The sequence below is a fragment of the Streptomyces sp. NBC_00029 genome (assembly GCF_045160505.1).
Taxonomy (GTDB): domain Bacteria; phylum Actinomycetota; class Actinomycetes; order Streptomycetales; family Streptomycetaceae; genus Streptomyces.
In genome coordinates, this window is sequence record NZ_CP108292.1 from 6983276 (window position 1) to 6998052 (window position 14777).

The following is a 14777-nucleotide window of genomic DNA, read 5'->3' on the forward strand; positions in this document are numbered from 1 at the left end:
GTCCAGTACAACGGCGCTCCTCCGCCTTGCGATGCACGGCACCGGACGACGCGGGCCGACCGACAAGATCCAAAAGAGACGACCTAGGTCCCGTCGTCAAAGCAGCGCGGGCCAGGCGGGATTTCGACGACAGGACCCGGCGGGTGCCGTCGGCCCGGCCCGGGCAGCTCTCACCTACGGACGTCCCCCGTTCGCGGACGCTCCCGGTTACGGACGCCCGGCCGGGTCCTGGTCGGGGGCCGTCTCCGGGACGCTCTCCCGGGACTTCGCGGGGGAGGGCACGGCGGCGAGCAGCGGGGTGCTCCCGGCGCGGCGCCCGATGAACCACGCGGCCAGCGGCTCGGTGTACCGGGCGGTGAGCGGCCCGATCACCACGAGGATGAGCACGTAGGCGGTGGCCAGCGGCCCGAGGGCCGGTTCGATGCCCGCGGAGACGGCGAGCCCGGCGATGACGATCGAGAACTCGCCGCGGGCGACGAGCGTGCCGCCGGCCCGCCAGCGGCCCTTGACCCCGATCCCGGCGCGCCGCGCGGCCCAGTAACCGGTGGCGATCTTCGTGACCGTGGTGACCAGCGCGAGCGCGAGCGCGGGCAGCAGGACGGGCGGAATGCTCGCCGGGTCGGTGTGCAGGCCGAAGAAGACGAAGAACACCGCGGCGAACAGGTCCCGCAGCGGGCTGAGCAGGGTGTGCGTACCCTCGGCCACCTCACCGGACAGGGCGATGCCGACCAGGAACGCGCCGACCGCGGCGGAGACCTGCAGCTGCTGGGCGATGCCCGCGACGAGCAGGGTCAGGCCGAGGACGACGAGGAGCAGCTTCTCCGGGTCGTCGCTGGAGACGAACCGGGAGATGACGCGGCCGTAGCGGACGGCGACGAACAGGACCGCGCCGGCCACCCCGAGGGCGATCGCGAGGGTCAGACTGCCCGCCGCGAGACCGACACCGGCCAGCAGCGCGGTGATGATGGGCAGGTAGACGGCCATGGCCAGGTCCTCGAGGACCAGGACGCTGAGGATGACCGGGGTCTCGCGGTTGCCGAGCCGCCCGAGGTCACCCATCACCTTGGCGATGACGCCGGACGAGGAGATCCAGGTGACCCCCGCCAGCACCACGGCGGCCACCGGCCCCCAGCCCATCAGCAGCGCGGCGAGCGCACCCGGCACGGCGTTGAGGGTGAAGTCCACCAGCCCGGCCGGGTACTGGGTCTTGAGGTTGGAGACCAGATCGGTGGCCGTGTACTCCAGCCCCAGCATCAGCAGGAGCAGGATGACGCCGATCTCGGCGCCGATCGCCACGAACTCCTCGCTGGCGCCCATGGGCAGCAGTCCGCCCGTACCGAAGGCGAGGCCGGCCAGCAGGTACAGGGGGATCGGGGAGAAGCGGAAGCGGCCGGCGAGCCGGCCCAGCAGTCCCAGGCCCAGGATGATCGCACCGAACTCGATCAGGAAGACAGCGGAGTGCACAGGCGATCACTCCCGTCCGAGTATGGAGGCGGCCGCGTCGACGCCCTCGCGGGTGCCGATCACGATGAGCGTGTCCCCGCCGGCGAGGCGGAAGTCGGGGGCGGGGGAGGGGCGGGCCTCGGCCCGGCGCAGGACCGCGACGATCGAGACGCCGGTCTCCGTCCGCATCCGGGTCTCGCCCAGCAGCCGGCCGTTCCAGTGCGAGTGCGTGGACAGCTCGATGCGCTCGGCCACCAGTCCGAGGTCGGTGGTGTGCAGCAGGTTGGGGCTGTGGTGCGCGGGCATCAGCGCGTCGATCAGCGAGGTGGTCTCCGCCCCCGTCAGGTGCAGGGACTGCGCGCACGCGTCGGGATCGTCCGCGCGGTAGACGTTCACCGTACGGGTCCCGTCGCGGTGGGCGATCACCGACAGGTGGCGGTGCTCGCGGGTGGTGAGGTCGTACTGGACCCCGATGCCGGGCAGTGGCGTGGTGCTCATCCGTGGAGCAGGCACAGCTCTGTCCCCCCTTGCTTCGTGTTCGGCCGTGGTGCGGCGCAGCCCGGCGGAAGGCAGGTTCCGGATACTGCGCGCGCTCATCGTGCCACTTTCCGCGTGGGCCGGGATATGGGTGTCGGCACGGATGGACAAGGCCCCCGGCGGACGACAGGCTGAAGCGGGGACACGGATCCCACCGCAGGTCAATGCAGGTCACCGCAGGTGCGGGGCGGCGTCGGCGGGGATAGTGGAAGTGAGGGGTCCGCCCGGGCGGACCGTCGGACGAGGGGAGAGACGACCGTGTCGCTGTACTGGCGGATCTTCCTGCTCAACGCGGCCGTCCTCGTCACGGCCGTCCTGCTGCTGCTCGGACCGGTCACCGTCTCCACCCCCATCCTCTTCGGGGAGGCCGTGGTGCTCCTCGCGGGCCTTGCGGCCATGCTGATCGCCAACGCCGTCCTGCTCCGCATCGGACTGGCACCGCTCGGCCGGCTGACCCGGGCGATGAGCGCCGTCGACCTGCTGCGCCCCGGCAGCCGGGCCCGGGTGGAGGGCCCCGGCGAAGTGGCCGATCTGACCATGTCCTACAACGCCATGCTGGGCCGGCTGGAGGCGGAGCGGGCAGGGAGCAGCGCCCGCGCCCTCTCCGCGCAGGAGGCCGAACGCCGGCGCATCGCGCAGGAGCTCCACGACGAGGTGGGCCAGACCCTCACCGCCGTCCTGCTCCAGCTCAAGCACGCCGCCGACCGGGCCCCGGACCCCTTGCGGGAGGAGCTCCACCAGGTGCAGGAGACGACCCGGACCAGCCTGGACGAGATCCGGCGCATCGCCCGGAGGCTGCGCCCGGGAATCCTCGAGGAGCTCGGGCTGCACAGCGCCCTGCGCGCCCTGACGGCCGAGTTCAGGAGCGGGTCGCTGACCGTGCGGCACGTCATCGGCCCGGGCGTCCCCCGGCTGGACGATGCGGCCGAACTCGTCGTCTACCGGGTCGCCCAGGAGGCCCTGACCAACGCCGCCCGGCACGCGCGGGCGACCGCCGTCGAGGTGCACCTGGCGGTCCGTCCCGACGGGGCGGTCCGGCTGCTCGTACGGGACGACGGCAGGGGGATCGGCGCGGCCGGTGAGGGCGCGGGGATCCAGGGCATGCGCGAACGGGCCCTGCTGATCGGCGCGGACCTCGCCATCGGGGGCGGCCCGCAGGGCGGCACCGACGTACGGCTGGACGTGCCCGCCGTCGCCACGGCCGCCGCCTCTGCTCACGCCGCCACCACCGCGACCGAAACCGCGGCCGCGCCCGGAACCACGACCACAACCACGACCACAACCGGCCGAGGGCTCGGGGAGGGGAAGCGTTGACCACCCCGGAACGGGCGCCGACCCGCGTCCTGCTCGCTGATGACCACGCCCTCGTACGGCGCGGGGTCAGGCTCATCCTCGACGCCGAGCCGGACCTCACGGTGGTCGCCGAGGCCGGCGACGGCGCGGAGGCGGTCGCCCTGGCCCGTACCGGCGAGGTGGACCTGGCCGTCCTCGACGTGGCGATGCCCCGGATGACCGGGCTGCAGGCCGCACGGGAACTCTCCCGGCTGCGGCCCGAACTGCGCATCCTCATCCTCACCATGTACGACAACGAGCAGTACTTCTTCGAGGCGCTCAAGGCGGGCGCGGCCGGCTACGTCCCCAAGTCGGTGGCCGACCGCGACCTCGTCGAGGCGTGCCGGGCGGCGATCCGGGACGAGCCGTTCATCTATCCCGGCGCCGAGACGACCCTCATCCGCAACTACCTCGACCGGGCCCGCCAGGGCGATCCGCTGCCCGCCCGGGCGATCACCGAGCGCGAGGAGGAGATCCTCAAGCTCGTCGCGGAGGGCCACTCCTCGAAGGAGATCGGCGACCTCCTCGTCATCAGTGCCAAGACGGTGGAGCGCCACCGGGCCAACCTGCTGCAGAAGCTGGGCATGCGCGACAGGCTCGAGCTGACCCGGTACGCGATCCGGGTCGGCCTGATCGAGCCGTAGCCGGCAGGTCCGCGGGTCCACCCTCGTAGGTGCGAGGTGGTGCGCCCGGCCCCCGCCCCCGAGCATGACGCCGGGACCGCCCGTCCGGGCGCCGTCCACAGGGGCCGGGAGGGGAAGACGTGCTGCGGTATCCGAGCAGGCTGCGGGCGGTGGTGCTGATGTGCGTGGCGGGACTGGTGCTGGCGGGTGCTGCGCCCGCGTCCGCCGCGGAGCAGGGAAATGCGGCCGCGGCCGCGGCGAAGCCGGCGTTCCAGCTGCCCTTCCCGTGCGGAACGAAGTGGGACCTGAACACCTGGGGCCACAACCCCGCGCTGGACCTCGTGGTGGAGGACAACACCGGCTCCGACGCACTGCCCGTCCTGGCGTCCGCCGCCGGCACCGTGTCCGCCACGTACTGGAACAACGGCTCGGGCAACACCATCCAGATCAACCACGGCAACGGCTGGTTCACGGCGTACTACCACCTGAAGGACGACCCGGCGGCGTACGTCAGGAAGGGCGACCCCGTCCAGCCGTCCACCCGGATCGGCCGCATCGGCACCACGGGCGCCTCCACCTGGTCCCACCTGCACTACGAGCAGCGCTACCTCGCCTCCGGTGACTTCACGGACGAGAGCCACCGCGTACCGGTCCACTTCGACGGGGTCGAGTACTCGGGCCAGGCGAAGGAGTGGCGGGGCGTCACCAGCCGCAACTGCGCCGGTACGCCCGCCCCCGCCTGGCAGGACTGCCCGCCCGGCAACGTCTGCTTCTACTCGGGAGCCGACGGCACCGGAACCGTGTGCCGGTCCGCCGGCGACGAGCCCCGGAGCACGTGCGGGCTGCGCAAGTCCTTCTTCAACAACGGCACGACGCAGCCGGGTTATGACCACGTACAGGTGTACTTCAAGGAGGGCGGCAGCGCCTGCCTGCACCGGGGCTGGGACGAGGGGCGCGGGAACCTTCCCGCGGGTGGCCGGACCATCGACCGGTTCCAGTGGCGCGGCGAGTGCTGAGTCCGGGTCATCGTTGCAGGAACGATTGATTCCGCTGGCTAACCTTCCCCTGCATCTCGGGGGAAGGAAGCAGTGTGGACAGCATCATCGTGGTTCCGGGACCCACCATGTCCCCGGCCGCACAGATCCGGCTGGCACCGGGGCAGACCCTCCGGTTCGGCCGTGACGACTTACCCGGCGCACCCGACGCCCGCAGCTCGGGCGGCGGCGGCCCGCACGCGCACGCCATGAACGCCCCGCGCGCCATGAACGCCCCGCACACCCTGCACGTCCCGCACATCCTGCACGTCCCGCACGCCGGGGTCTCGCGCTCGGCGGGGGAGATCACCGCCACCGGCACGTACTGGTCGCTGAGCAACTTCTCCCGCGCGGCGACCTACGTGGTCGAGAACCCCGAGGGCGCCGGCGAGCACATCAAGATCGCGCCCGGGCGGCTGGACGCGCCGGTCCCGTTCGAGTTCGCCCGGATCGTCCTGCCCGCCGGCTCCGAACTGCTCACCCTGGACGTCTGGGCGCCGCGCCACGACTACGCCGACCGGGACGAACCGGGCGAGCACTCCGGCGAGCCGACCGTACTCCCCTTCCCGCTCGACCGCTCCAGCCGGTACTTCCTGGTCCTGACCGCGCTCTGCGAACCGCGCCTGCGGGGCGAACCGCACGCGCCCCTGCCCACCGTCGAGCAGGTCGTCGAACGGCTGAAGCCGTCGTGGCTCGCGGCCAACCGCGCCGCCGTGCAGTGGAACATCGACTACCTCGCGGTCAAGCTCCGCCTCAAGCCCGGCCCCGACACGGCGGATCCGGGTCCACGGCTGGTCGGCAAGAAGGAGACCCTGGTCTCGCTGGCGCTGCGCTTCGACCTCGTCCGTGAGACCGACCTGGCGGCCCTGCCGGCCGCCCCGACCGGTACCGTCCGCTGACCGGGACGGCCGGGCACCCCGGCGCCCTCACGGTCCCGACCGGCTACCGGGTCGGCCCCTGGACCGTCGGGCCGCTGCTGGGGGCCGGCGCCTTCGGCAGCGTGTACGCGGCCCGGCGCGCCGTACCCGAGCCGGGGCTGCCGGGCCGGGCCGCGCTCAAGGTCCTGCCGACCGGAACCCGCACGCCGCGCCAGCTTCGGCACCTGCGCGAGCTCGCCGAGCGCGAGACCGAGGTGCTGCGCCGGGTGTGCTCACCCCGGCTGATCCGGCTGTACGAGGTGCTCACGGTCGACGACCCCGGCCGCCCCGAACTCGACGGCGCAACCGTGCTCGTACTGGAGGAGGCGGCGGGCTCCCTGGACGCCCTCCTGGCCGACGGGGTGCCCGAGGCCGGTCCCGCCCTCCTCGCCCAGGTCTGCGAGGGGCTCGGTCAACTCCACCGCGCGGGCTGGGTGCACGGGGACCTCAAGCCGGGGAACGTCCTGCTGATGGCCGACGGCACGGCGCGCCTGGGCGACTTCAACATGGCGGCGGAACTGGAGGGCACCCACGCCTACTCACCGGCCTTCGCCACACCCGACTACACCCCGCCCGACCTGCTCTGGGCGGAGGTCGGCGAACGCGGTACGAAGATCCGCCCGACGGCCGACATCTGGGCCTTCGGCGTCCTGGCCCACGTCGTCCTGACCGGCCTGCTGCCGCTGCCCGGCGGCACTCCCGCCGCCCGCCGCGACGCGGCGCTGCGCTACGCCAGGGGCGAGGAGGAGCTGCGGCTGTCGCCGGAATTGCCGGAGCCGTGGCGCGACATCGTCCGCGACTGCCTGGCCCGAAGGCACGAGGACCGGGTCGCGCACACGGCGGCGTCGCTGCTGCCCCGGGTGGAGGCCGCGGCCGCCGGCACGATAGTCCCTTCCCCGCGGACGCTCCGTAGGCCCGGTCGCCGGCGCCGCGCCCTGATCGCGGCCGGCGCGGCGGCGGCGCTCGCGGGCCTGGGCGCCGCATGGGGCTCGGGGCTGATCCACGTCGAGGAGTCCGACGAGGCGGCGGGGTACGACCGGTGCCGGCGCGGGGCCGTCTGCTTCTTCGCGGAGGAGGACGGCCGCGGCGAGATGTGCTCCTGGGTCGACGGCGGCGCCGACTGGATCGACGGCCCGACCCCCTGCCCCTGGACGGCCCGCCAGGCACCCCGCTCGGTCTTCAACAACGGGTTCGACCTCCACGAGGGCGCGAGCCAGGTCGACGTCCTCTACTACGCGCAGCCCGCCCGCCAGGACCTGCTGGGCTGCGTCAAGGTGGGCACCAGCACCAACCTCACCACCCCAACCCGCCCCCGCTCCCACGCCTGGGTCCCGCACTGCTGACGCCGACGGTTCACCGGCGCCTCCGAGGTCAGGCAGCCAGGGGTGCCTTGCGGACGACTGACAGTTCCGCCGAAACGGGCGGGCTCCCGGGCGGCCGGTTCGATCAGAGCAGAGGCGGAAGAGGCCGACCCGGAGCGCATCGTGCCGGGAGGCCTATTCGACGTCAACGCCGTATCCGCGCACGAGCGCCTCCAGACCGTGGTCGTAGCCCTGCCCGACGGCGCGGAGGCGCCACTGCGGGCCCCGGCGGTAGATCTCGGCGAGGAGCAGGGTCCGTTCGCTGGTGGCGGCATCGAGAGCGGCCTGTGCTGTGGCCGAGGCGTCGCTGCCCGGCGTGACGTTGATCTGTAGGGCCCCGATGTCGCCGAAGGTGGCGGCCCCGTCGATGGCGGCGGCGATCGCGATTCTGTGGGCGGCCGGCGGAAGTGCGGCAAGGTCGACCGTGACGGTCTGCTCGGTCGGGCCGTCGCAAAGGAGCCGGGTGGCTCCGTCAGCGCTTTCAGGTGCGCCGTAGAAGACGAAGTCTCCGTCGCCGGAGACCTGCTCGTCCTCGTCGAGGACGAAGGCGACCACGTCGATCTCACAGTCCGTCCGACGCGCCCAGGAAGCGCTCACGTGCCAGCGGCCGGTGGCGGGCAGGGCGGGGAGATCGATGACTCCGCCGCGCGGGACAATCTCGGCCGATGTGCCGCCTCCCAGAGAGGCGTCGGCCGGCTCGGCGGTTGGCGTCCCGAGCCATGCGGGTTCGCGGACGGGCAGCCCCAAGGCCGTGATGCGCACCATGCGGCGGTCCTGCTCGCCACCGGGCAGGAGCACGACGTCGGTGACGCTCGCCGACAGGTTGATCGCGGCGGCTCCGCCCAGTTCGACGATGCGGGTCCGGGTGGCGGCCGCCTCTGCGTGCGAGCCGCCCAGTACGAGGACCCGCCGTCGGCCGAACGGCCTTGCGGCTCGCGTAGCCCCGGGCTGCCGGAGCGCTGACCCGTTGGTGACGCTCGCGGTCTCAGGCGGCGCGGGTGCCGTGGCAGAAATCTGCGCCCCTGAGGGAGTTCCCGACGCCTGCTTCGCGTGGGGTGTTCCTGGACGCACGTCTGCCAGCAGGGTGAGGAATGCGTGCTCGTCAAGGACTGGAACGCCCTGGGCGATTGCGTGCCGGGCTTTCGCTGATCCCGAAGCGGCGTCGTTGGTGACGAGCGCGCTGGTGTGGCGGCTGACCGACGACATCACGTTCAGACCGCCGGCGACGGATCGAGCGGCCAGCTCGGCCCGGGAAGTAGCCGTTTCGCCCGTGATGGCGATCTTCATCCCCTGGACGAGCGGACCGCCGGGCTTCAGCCGGCCCGGGTTTCGGTAGGCACAGGGGGTTTTCGGTGCCTTCGGTGCGAACTGCGGGTCCTGCCGGGGCGGGCAGGGCACCAGGGGGAGTGCCAGGTCCAGACGGACGGCTTCGGAGAGGGACGCGCGGAAGATCCCCGCAAGCACTCGGGTGTCGTCGAGGGCGTCGTGGGCTCTGCTCTGGGGCACGCCGTAGTGAGCGGCGAGCGACGCCAGGCTGAAGCCGGTGGTGGGCGGTTCCACCCGCCGGTTCAGCGCCAGCGTGCACAGGCGCTGAGTGACGGGGAGGTGGAGCTGGGCACGGGCGAACTCGTGGGCGAGGAAGTCGTAGTCGAACTGCGCGTTGTGGGCCACCAGTACCCGGTCCTGAAGGAGTGCGCCGATCCGCCCCGCGACCTGGTCGAAGCTTGGGGCCCCGTGCAGCCGCTCTGCTGTGAGCCCGTGGATGTGTACGGGGCCCGGGTCGCAGCCGGGATTCACCAAGGTGCTGAATTCTCCGGTCGGTGTACCGTCCGGCCCGAAGGCCAGTACCGCGATCGAGAGAATCCGGTCGCGCCGGGCAACCAGCCCGGAGGTCTCGACGTCCACCAGCGCCCAGTCGTGCGCATAGTCGGGCAGGTGTGAGACGTCGAGCGTGGCTGAAGCGGGAAGCATGACGGCAAGGATCAACCGAGCGTCATCATCAGTTCAACCCCAATGACCATTTATCCCGTTTGTTCGATGGGGGGGAGTTGTGTGGCTATGCGTGCTGCCGCGGACCCCGGCCGGACGGAGGGCTCCGTCCTACAGCCAGTCTCGCTTCTTGAAGATGACGTAGAGGCTGACGCAGACCACCGCCATGAGGAGGATCGCGAAGGGGTAGCCGCCGGCCCACTTCGGTTCCGGCATGTCCTCGAAGTTCATGCCGTAGATGGTTCCCACGAGTGTGGGTGCAAAGAGGATGACCGCCCACGAGGAGATCTTTTTGAAGTCGTCACCCTCGCACCGCTGACCTGCGGAAATCGGCTGCACAGGCGGTCTGACCTGCGGCGATCTGTCATTCCGACCCTTTCGCCGTGCTGCCCGTTTGTACGGCCGATCCTCCCCAGCCACTCCCCAACGTGGCTTCATTCTCCCCAGATTCTCCCCAGCCACGGCTTCTTGACGGTACTTCGCCGCCAGCAGGGAACGTGATCCAGGTAGCAAGTCGTGCAACGCAACGCAGTGGGCGAGTGGCGCCCTGCACGCGTCGGCTTGTCGGATGGATCGACCCAGCGCCGAGGAGGTCATGAAGCAGGTAGGTCTGGTCCACTGATAGCACCGGCGAAACCAGCAGAGGCGAGGACTTCATCACCGTCCGAGGGGCGCGTCAGTAGCGTGCCCACCAGTGGAACCCCACCCATGGGATACGTTACTTGTGCGCCCGCGCATCCGGAGTTCGCCGAGTGCCCCTACTAGGCTGTTGCCGTGATCCGCAGGATTCTCCTGTGACTGCACCCCCACCACGAGCCCATCCTTGAGCTGGTAGACGACGGCTCAGGCCGCCGTGCTCGTCGCCACCGACCGAATACATCCGGGACCCCACACCCCCCTTCACTTGGTAAGCCCCGGCGGCCGTCGTGACGTTTCCTTCCCGACGGCCGCTGTGTTCTCTATGCCTCGCTTCGCCTCCCGCAACATCTCTTGAACTTGCGTCCGGCCCTAGGAGCGCAGACGCATGGGCCGTTGCGGCTGGGTTGTGTCACTCTCAATGCGACAGTGGCGCCGACCGCCTTTCCCAACGCAATGGCTCGCACGAGGTAGGACGGATCGTCGGCTGCCATGCCTTGGAGGTTCCTGCCGAGCACCACGACCAGGGAACCTGCGCGGGCCCTCTCGTACCATTGAGGGAGGAAGCTCAAGGGTGCGCGGCCGAGGATCACACCGTCCGGTCCCGTGATGGTCAGGAAGGCGCCGTTCAAGTGGGCTCGGAGGCAGTCGACATCGGCGATGTCGCGCATGTCCACTGGCTTACCGTCAGCCCTGACGATCATGGGCTGTAGATCCACGAAGCCGACGCCGCGGAAGAGTTCCAGCAGTACGTCACGAAGCTTGCCGTCTTGCCTGTCGATTCCCAAGCCGCCGTAGCAGTCAATGATGACTCCGGCCGTGTCCCCTCCGAAGAGGATGCACTCGATTTCGAAGTCCTCCTGGGGTTCTTCGTGGACCTGGTCTTTGATCTCGATGACATCCGACGTCACGCAGTGGGAGTGAGCCAGGCGCACCCGAACGGTGTCTGCTTCCCCGGTGCGCAGCAGGAGCAGCTCCGCGTCCCCGGTCTCCTCGATCGGCAGGTTGCAAGCGAAGCACCAATTTCGGGTGTTTCGGAGGCTAGAGGCCAGAGACTCCAGGTCGACGCCGCGTAGCTCTCGGCGGATGCTGTCCGCAATGTTGATCCTCCGCCTGACGGTCGGGACCGTTGGCACGGTGCCGTGGCCGTCCTCCGCCTGATTGCGCGCCAATGCCCACACGGCGGCGAAGACGCGTCGGTCGATCCGCTGACCCGCTCCCACGAGTTCCGACATGGGCGGGTCTTCCTCGTCAGGCGCGAGGGCGTGGTGCAGTTGCGCCAGAAACAGCAGGGATTCGCCGGCCTCGGACCAGTGGCCCAGCCGCTGGTGGACGGCAAAGGCGTCGCGTGCCAGATCTCGAGAATCTGTCATGTCGCCCAGGGCCATACGCGAACGGGCGAGGTTCTGGAGGAAGGACGCTCGCAAGGCGTGATCCGCCAGCTCATCGGCGATGGTCAAGGCCATGCCGAATTCCTTGACTGCCTCCTTGTGGTGCCCGTTCCTGGCAAGGTGGGAGGCGATGTTGGAGTGTAGGGCCGCCTTGGCTGTGCGCATTCCCAGCTGATCGGCCAGCGGAATCAGCTGGCGACCATCTTCGATGGCCTCGGTAGCGTCCTCACCGTTGAGGCGGCAGGTGACCATCATGCTGCGGGCGGTGAGAAGCACGTGTAGATCTTTGCGCGCAAGGGCGATCTCTGCCGCCGCCTGGTATTCCTCCAAGGCTTCCGGCCATGATTTCTGCCGGGCGTGCAGGTTACCCAGTGCCAGGCGGCACTGCATGACTCCGGTCTGATGCCGGGCGTCCTCGCAATAGGCGAGTGCCCGGGTGATCGCCGACGCCGCCTCCGCATGCAGGCCGCGGCGGGAGTAGAGGACGCCGATGGAGCGATAGGCCTGGGCCCGGGTTTCGGGGGATGCCCCGTCGGACATCACCGACAGGACGGTTTGCAGGACCCGTGCGCCTTCCTGCCACCGTCCGGCGGCCACCAAGGCCTCGCCCAGAGCGGCCCTGGCCCGGGCCAGTCCACCGACCTCGTCGGTGTCCTCCATCAGGCGAACCGCCCGGTCCAGGAGTGATAAAGCCTCGTCGTTCCGCCCCTGGAGCCGGTAGTAATTGGCCTGTCGCTCGTGGACTTGTGCCAGTACTAGCGGGCTCCCGGTCGCCTGAGCCATGTTCTGGGCGTCGGCGAAGTATGCCTCGGCCTCTTCTTGCTGGCCCACACCGCCCGAGTAGGACCCGAGGTAGGCGAAGGAGATCGCGCCTCGTTCGATGTCGCCGATCTCATCGGCGAGGTGAGCGCACTCGCTGAGATACTGGGCTGCCTCCTGGATCTGTCCCGCTTCGGCGGCCTCCGTGCCGAGCAGATGAAGCGTCCGGACTTGGCCGCGTACGTCTCCCGTCCTCCGATAGATGTCCAGCGCGGCCTCAAGTGGATTCTCAGGGGCCGAGGACGGCCGGTCTGTCGGAAGGACCGATGCGAGCCTGAGCATGGCTGTGGCTTCCCACTCGGGGCTTCCCACAGCCCGTGCCCGTTCGATGTCGCGGCAGGCTTCCAGCGCGGCTTCCGCGGCGCTCCGTGTGCGCAGAATCGTGCTGAACTCGCCTCGGATGAGGGGCGGTTCCCCGATACGCTGCGACACGCGCCTGCTGTTGCGAAAGTAGTGGTCGGAACGGCGGATCTTGCCGACGAGTCGATACGCGGTGCCTAGGTCCCTGAGAGCCCTTGCGAGAACTGCGTTGTCCTCGACCAGTCTCCAGAAGCCGAGGCCTTGTCGGAGCAGTGGAATGGCTTCTTGAGCGCGCCCCAGGTTGATCAGAAGTCCGGCGAGCCCAAGCTGGGCAAGGAAGGCGAGATAGGGCTCCTGAGCGTCGTGGGCCGTACGTGTGCAGCGTTCGTAGAACTCGGCCGCCGCCGCGGTATCCCCGAGGTGCCCTGCGGCCGTCCCGAGGTTGTGCAGCGCCGTGGCTTGCCAGTTCTGTGTAGAGGATGCGGAACCGGCGTCGAGTACGAACTGGTAGACGCGCGCAATGTCCTTCCAGTGACTGCCGTGGCGCAGCCATGGAGTGATCTCTCCTGCCAGCACGACCAGGGGGTTCCAGAGGCGATGCTGATGGGCAAGTCCCGTCATCGCGACGGCTCCAGGGCGGTCGGCCTCCAACAGGCGAAGAGCTGACGCATTGCTGTCAGCGGGAAGGCTTGCCGCTTCATCGACGAAGCCGATCGCATGGGTCGCCGAGCGGGACCGGTATGCGAGCAGGAAGCAGGTCTGGCTGATCACGGCCTCGCGACGCCCCTGGACGGCCGTGGTCGACTGAAGGCGCGCGAATCTATGCAGGACCTCGTGGAACATGTACCGCTCATCGCCGACCTGCTCGATGAGGCTGAGCTCGAACAGTGAGTCGAGCAGCTGGGCGGCGCGCCTGACGGCTGAGTCATCGATGTCTGACATCGAGGAGACCAGTGCCGCGGCAGCCACATCAGGGGTGATGGAGATGTGAGGCAACATGCCGAGAGACTCGAGCAGCATCGCCTGATCGGGGTTCAGAGCCGCGAAGCTTCGTTCGATGACCGGTTCGAGAGCCGTCTGGCCTGCAGTCAATGCCTGAAGCCCGTGGTCCGGACTGGCAATCTCCAGAAGGTACTCATCCACGTTCATCCGGGGGCGGCGCGCCAGGTGGGCGACCGCGATGTGCAACGCCAGCGGATGGCCGCCGCATGCGTCTGCCAGCGAATTGGTCTGTTGGTCGGACAACCTGGGCGAGTCCGTGACAGCCTCGATCAGCTCGCGACTCTGTTCCACCGACAGGGGACCGAGCTCAATGAAGTGGACCAGGCCGGTCAGCCCGCTCAGTTTCGCGCGGCTGGTGCATACCACTGCGAAGGGGCCTTCCATGCCCAGCAGTTCGAGGAGTGCCGCCTCTGACGGGACGTCGTCGATGAGGATCAGGACCTGCAGCTGGGCCAATGTGGCGCGCAACATGACCGCCTGTTGTTGTCGGTCCTCTGGCAGAGCCTCGCCGGGCCGCCGGATGGCGCGCAACAGTTCCGGCACTAGATCGGCGCTGCTGTCGCCGGGCAAGGTCGGTGACAGGTCTACGTGGTGTTGCCCGTCAGTAAACTTCGTTGCGCTGAGCCGCCCGAGGCGGAGCGCGAGAGCGCTCTTCCCGATTCCCGGCGGGCCGGTGACCACTACGAAGCGCCTGTCCGCAGCTCCCTCCGCCGCCAGTTGGTGCAATCCTTGATGAGTTTCTGCCTTACGCCCGATGAGAGAGCGCAGCTCCTTGGGCAGCCCTACTGGCGCGCTTGCGGTAGGGCCTGCTTCGTGGATGCGGCCCTCCGCAAGTGCATCCTGCAGCGTCGAGAGCACATCGCCGGACGTGACGGCGTGGGCGTAGGTCCGGCGCAGGCCTGGCCGGTCGTCGAGGAGGCGGCAGATCTTCTCGTAGTGCCAGACTGCCCAGCCCTTCAGCGGCAGGCCTAGCTTCTGCACCTCCTGTGCGATCGCCTCTTCGACGCGGTCAATCCCACCGGAGCGCGGACTGGAGGACAGCACTACGTTCGTTGTGAAGAGGATGTACTCGGGCATCCTTCCGTTCAGGGCTCTGCCTGACTGGGGGTTGCCCCATGCCCTCAGCTCGGCAGTGATGTGCCTGATGAGCCACTTGGCATCGTCACCGGCCCCTTCCGGCCGTTGGCGAAACTTGGCCTGCAACACCCCGTATCCCCGCCAGGGGGAGTCTGCCGAAGGAAACTCGCGCAGGCCGTCAAAGGAGGCTTCGCGCCCGCCGTCGGGGCCGTCGCCGAATACTTCTACCCCAGGCCCGAGCACGTGCAATGCCAGAGCCTGGCTTAAGTGCTCGAAGTCGCGAGAGCCGAGTTTGGTGAGGTCATAGTCCACGTAT

At 69.7% G+C, this 14777-nt stretch carries 9 protein-coding genes and 1 pseudogene; 5 read left to right on the forward strand and 5 right to left on the reverse strand.

The features are described 5' to 3' along the window. Positions 1 to 207: 207 nt before the first annotated feature. Both OG753_RS32405 and OG753_RS32410 read right to left on the reverse strand, forming a co-directional pair. The gene (locus OG753_RS32405; RefSeq protein ID WP_327265137.1) at positions 208 to 1464 is read right to left on the reverse strand and encodes a cation:proton antiporter; all 1257 of its coding nucleotides are present in this window, start codon (positions 1462 to 1464) and stop codon (positions 208 to 210) included. Between the two features lie 6 nt (positions 1465 to 1470). After that, entirely contained in the window at positions 1471 to 1941 is a 471-nt protein-coding gene (locus OG753_RS32410) for a TrkA C-terminal domain-containing protein (RefSeq protein ID WP_327265138.1), read from the reverse strand. A gap of 297 nt (positions 1942 to 2238) precedes the next feature. Here OG753_RS32410 and OG753_RS32415 point away from each other — a divergent pair, with 297 nt between their 5' ends. The 5 genes from OG753_RS32415 to OG753_RS32435 all read left to right on the forward strand — a co-directional run bounded on the left by OG753_RS32415 (position 2239) and on the right by OG753_RS32435 (position 7229). Continuing rightward, the gene (locus OG753_RS32415) at positions 2239 to 3294 is read left to right on the forward strand and encodes a histidine kinase (protein WP_405791124.1); all 1056 of its coding nucleotides are present in this window, start codon (positions 2239 to 2241) and stop codon (positions 3292 to 3294) included. After that, positions 3291 to 3956: a response regulator transcription factor gene (locus tag OG753_RS32420; RefSeq protein WP_202198956.1), complete on the forward strand. Its 666-nt coding sequence runs from the start codon at positions 3291 to 3293 to the stop codon at positions 3954 to 3956. The genes OG753_RS32415 and OG753_RS32420 overlap by 4 nt, the downstream gene beginning before the upstream one ends. Positions 3957 to 4075: 119 nt before the next feature. Continuing rightward, positions 4076 to 4951, forward strand: coding sequence for a peptidoglycan DD-metalloendopeptidase family protein (locus OG753_RS32425; protein ID WP_405791125.1), 876 nt, complete (start codon positions 4076 to 4078; stop codon positions 4949 to 4951). Positions 4952 to 5025: 74 nt separating this feature from the next. Beyond that, on the forward strand, positions 5026 to 5868 hold the full coding sequence (locus OG753_RS32430; protein ID WP_405791126.1) for an FHA domain-containing protein: 843 nt from the start codon (positions 5026 to 5028) through the stop codon (positions 5866 to 5868). Beyond that, complete coding sequence (locus OG753_RS32435; RefSeq protein WP_327266975.1) at positions 5865 to 7229, forward strand: serine/threonine-protein kinase; 1365 nt, start codon at positions 5865 to 5867, stop codon at positions 7227 to 7229. The genes OG753_RS32430 and OG753_RS32435 overlap by 4 nt, the downstream gene beginning before the upstream one ends. A 153-nt stretch (positions 7230 to 7382) precedes the next feature. On the opposite strand, the gene OG753_RS32440 is transcribed toward OG753_RS32435, so the two are convergent. The 3 genes and pseudogenes from OG753_RS32440 to OG753_RS32450 form a co-directional block, all read right to left on the reverse strand. Continuing rightward, on the reverse strand, positions 7383 to 9218 hold the full coding sequence (locus tag OG753_RS32440; protein ID WP_405791127.1) for a TerD family protein: 1836 nt from the start codon (positions 9216 to 9218) through the stop codon (positions 7383 to 7385). A gap of 129 nt (positions 9219 to 9347) precedes the next feature. Next, positions 9348 to 9533 (reverse strand): annotated as a pseudogene (locus tag OG753_RS32445) (CorA family divalent cation transporter); the annotation flags it as partial. Positions 9534 to 10195: 662 nt separating this feature from the next. Continuing rightward, the gene (locus OG753_RS32450; RefSeq protein ID WP_405791128.1) at positions 10196 to 14773 is read right to left on the reverse strand and encodes an AAA family ATPase; all 4578 of its coding nucleotides are present in this window, start codon (positions 14771 to 14773) and stop codon (positions 10196 to 10198) included. Between the last annotated feature and the right edge of the window lie 4 nt (positions 14774 to 14777).

What these genes read in the sequence shown, in the direction of transcription:
- OG753_RS32410 (WP_327265138.1), bottom strand. Translation starts at nt 1,941, where the DNA reads ATGAGCACCACGCCACTGCCCGGCATCGGGGTCCAGTACGACCTCACC.
- OG753_RS32440 (WP_405791127.1), bottom strand. Translation starts at nt 9,218, where the DNA reads ATGCTTCCCGCTTCAGCCACGCTCGACGTCTCACACCTGCCCGACTAT.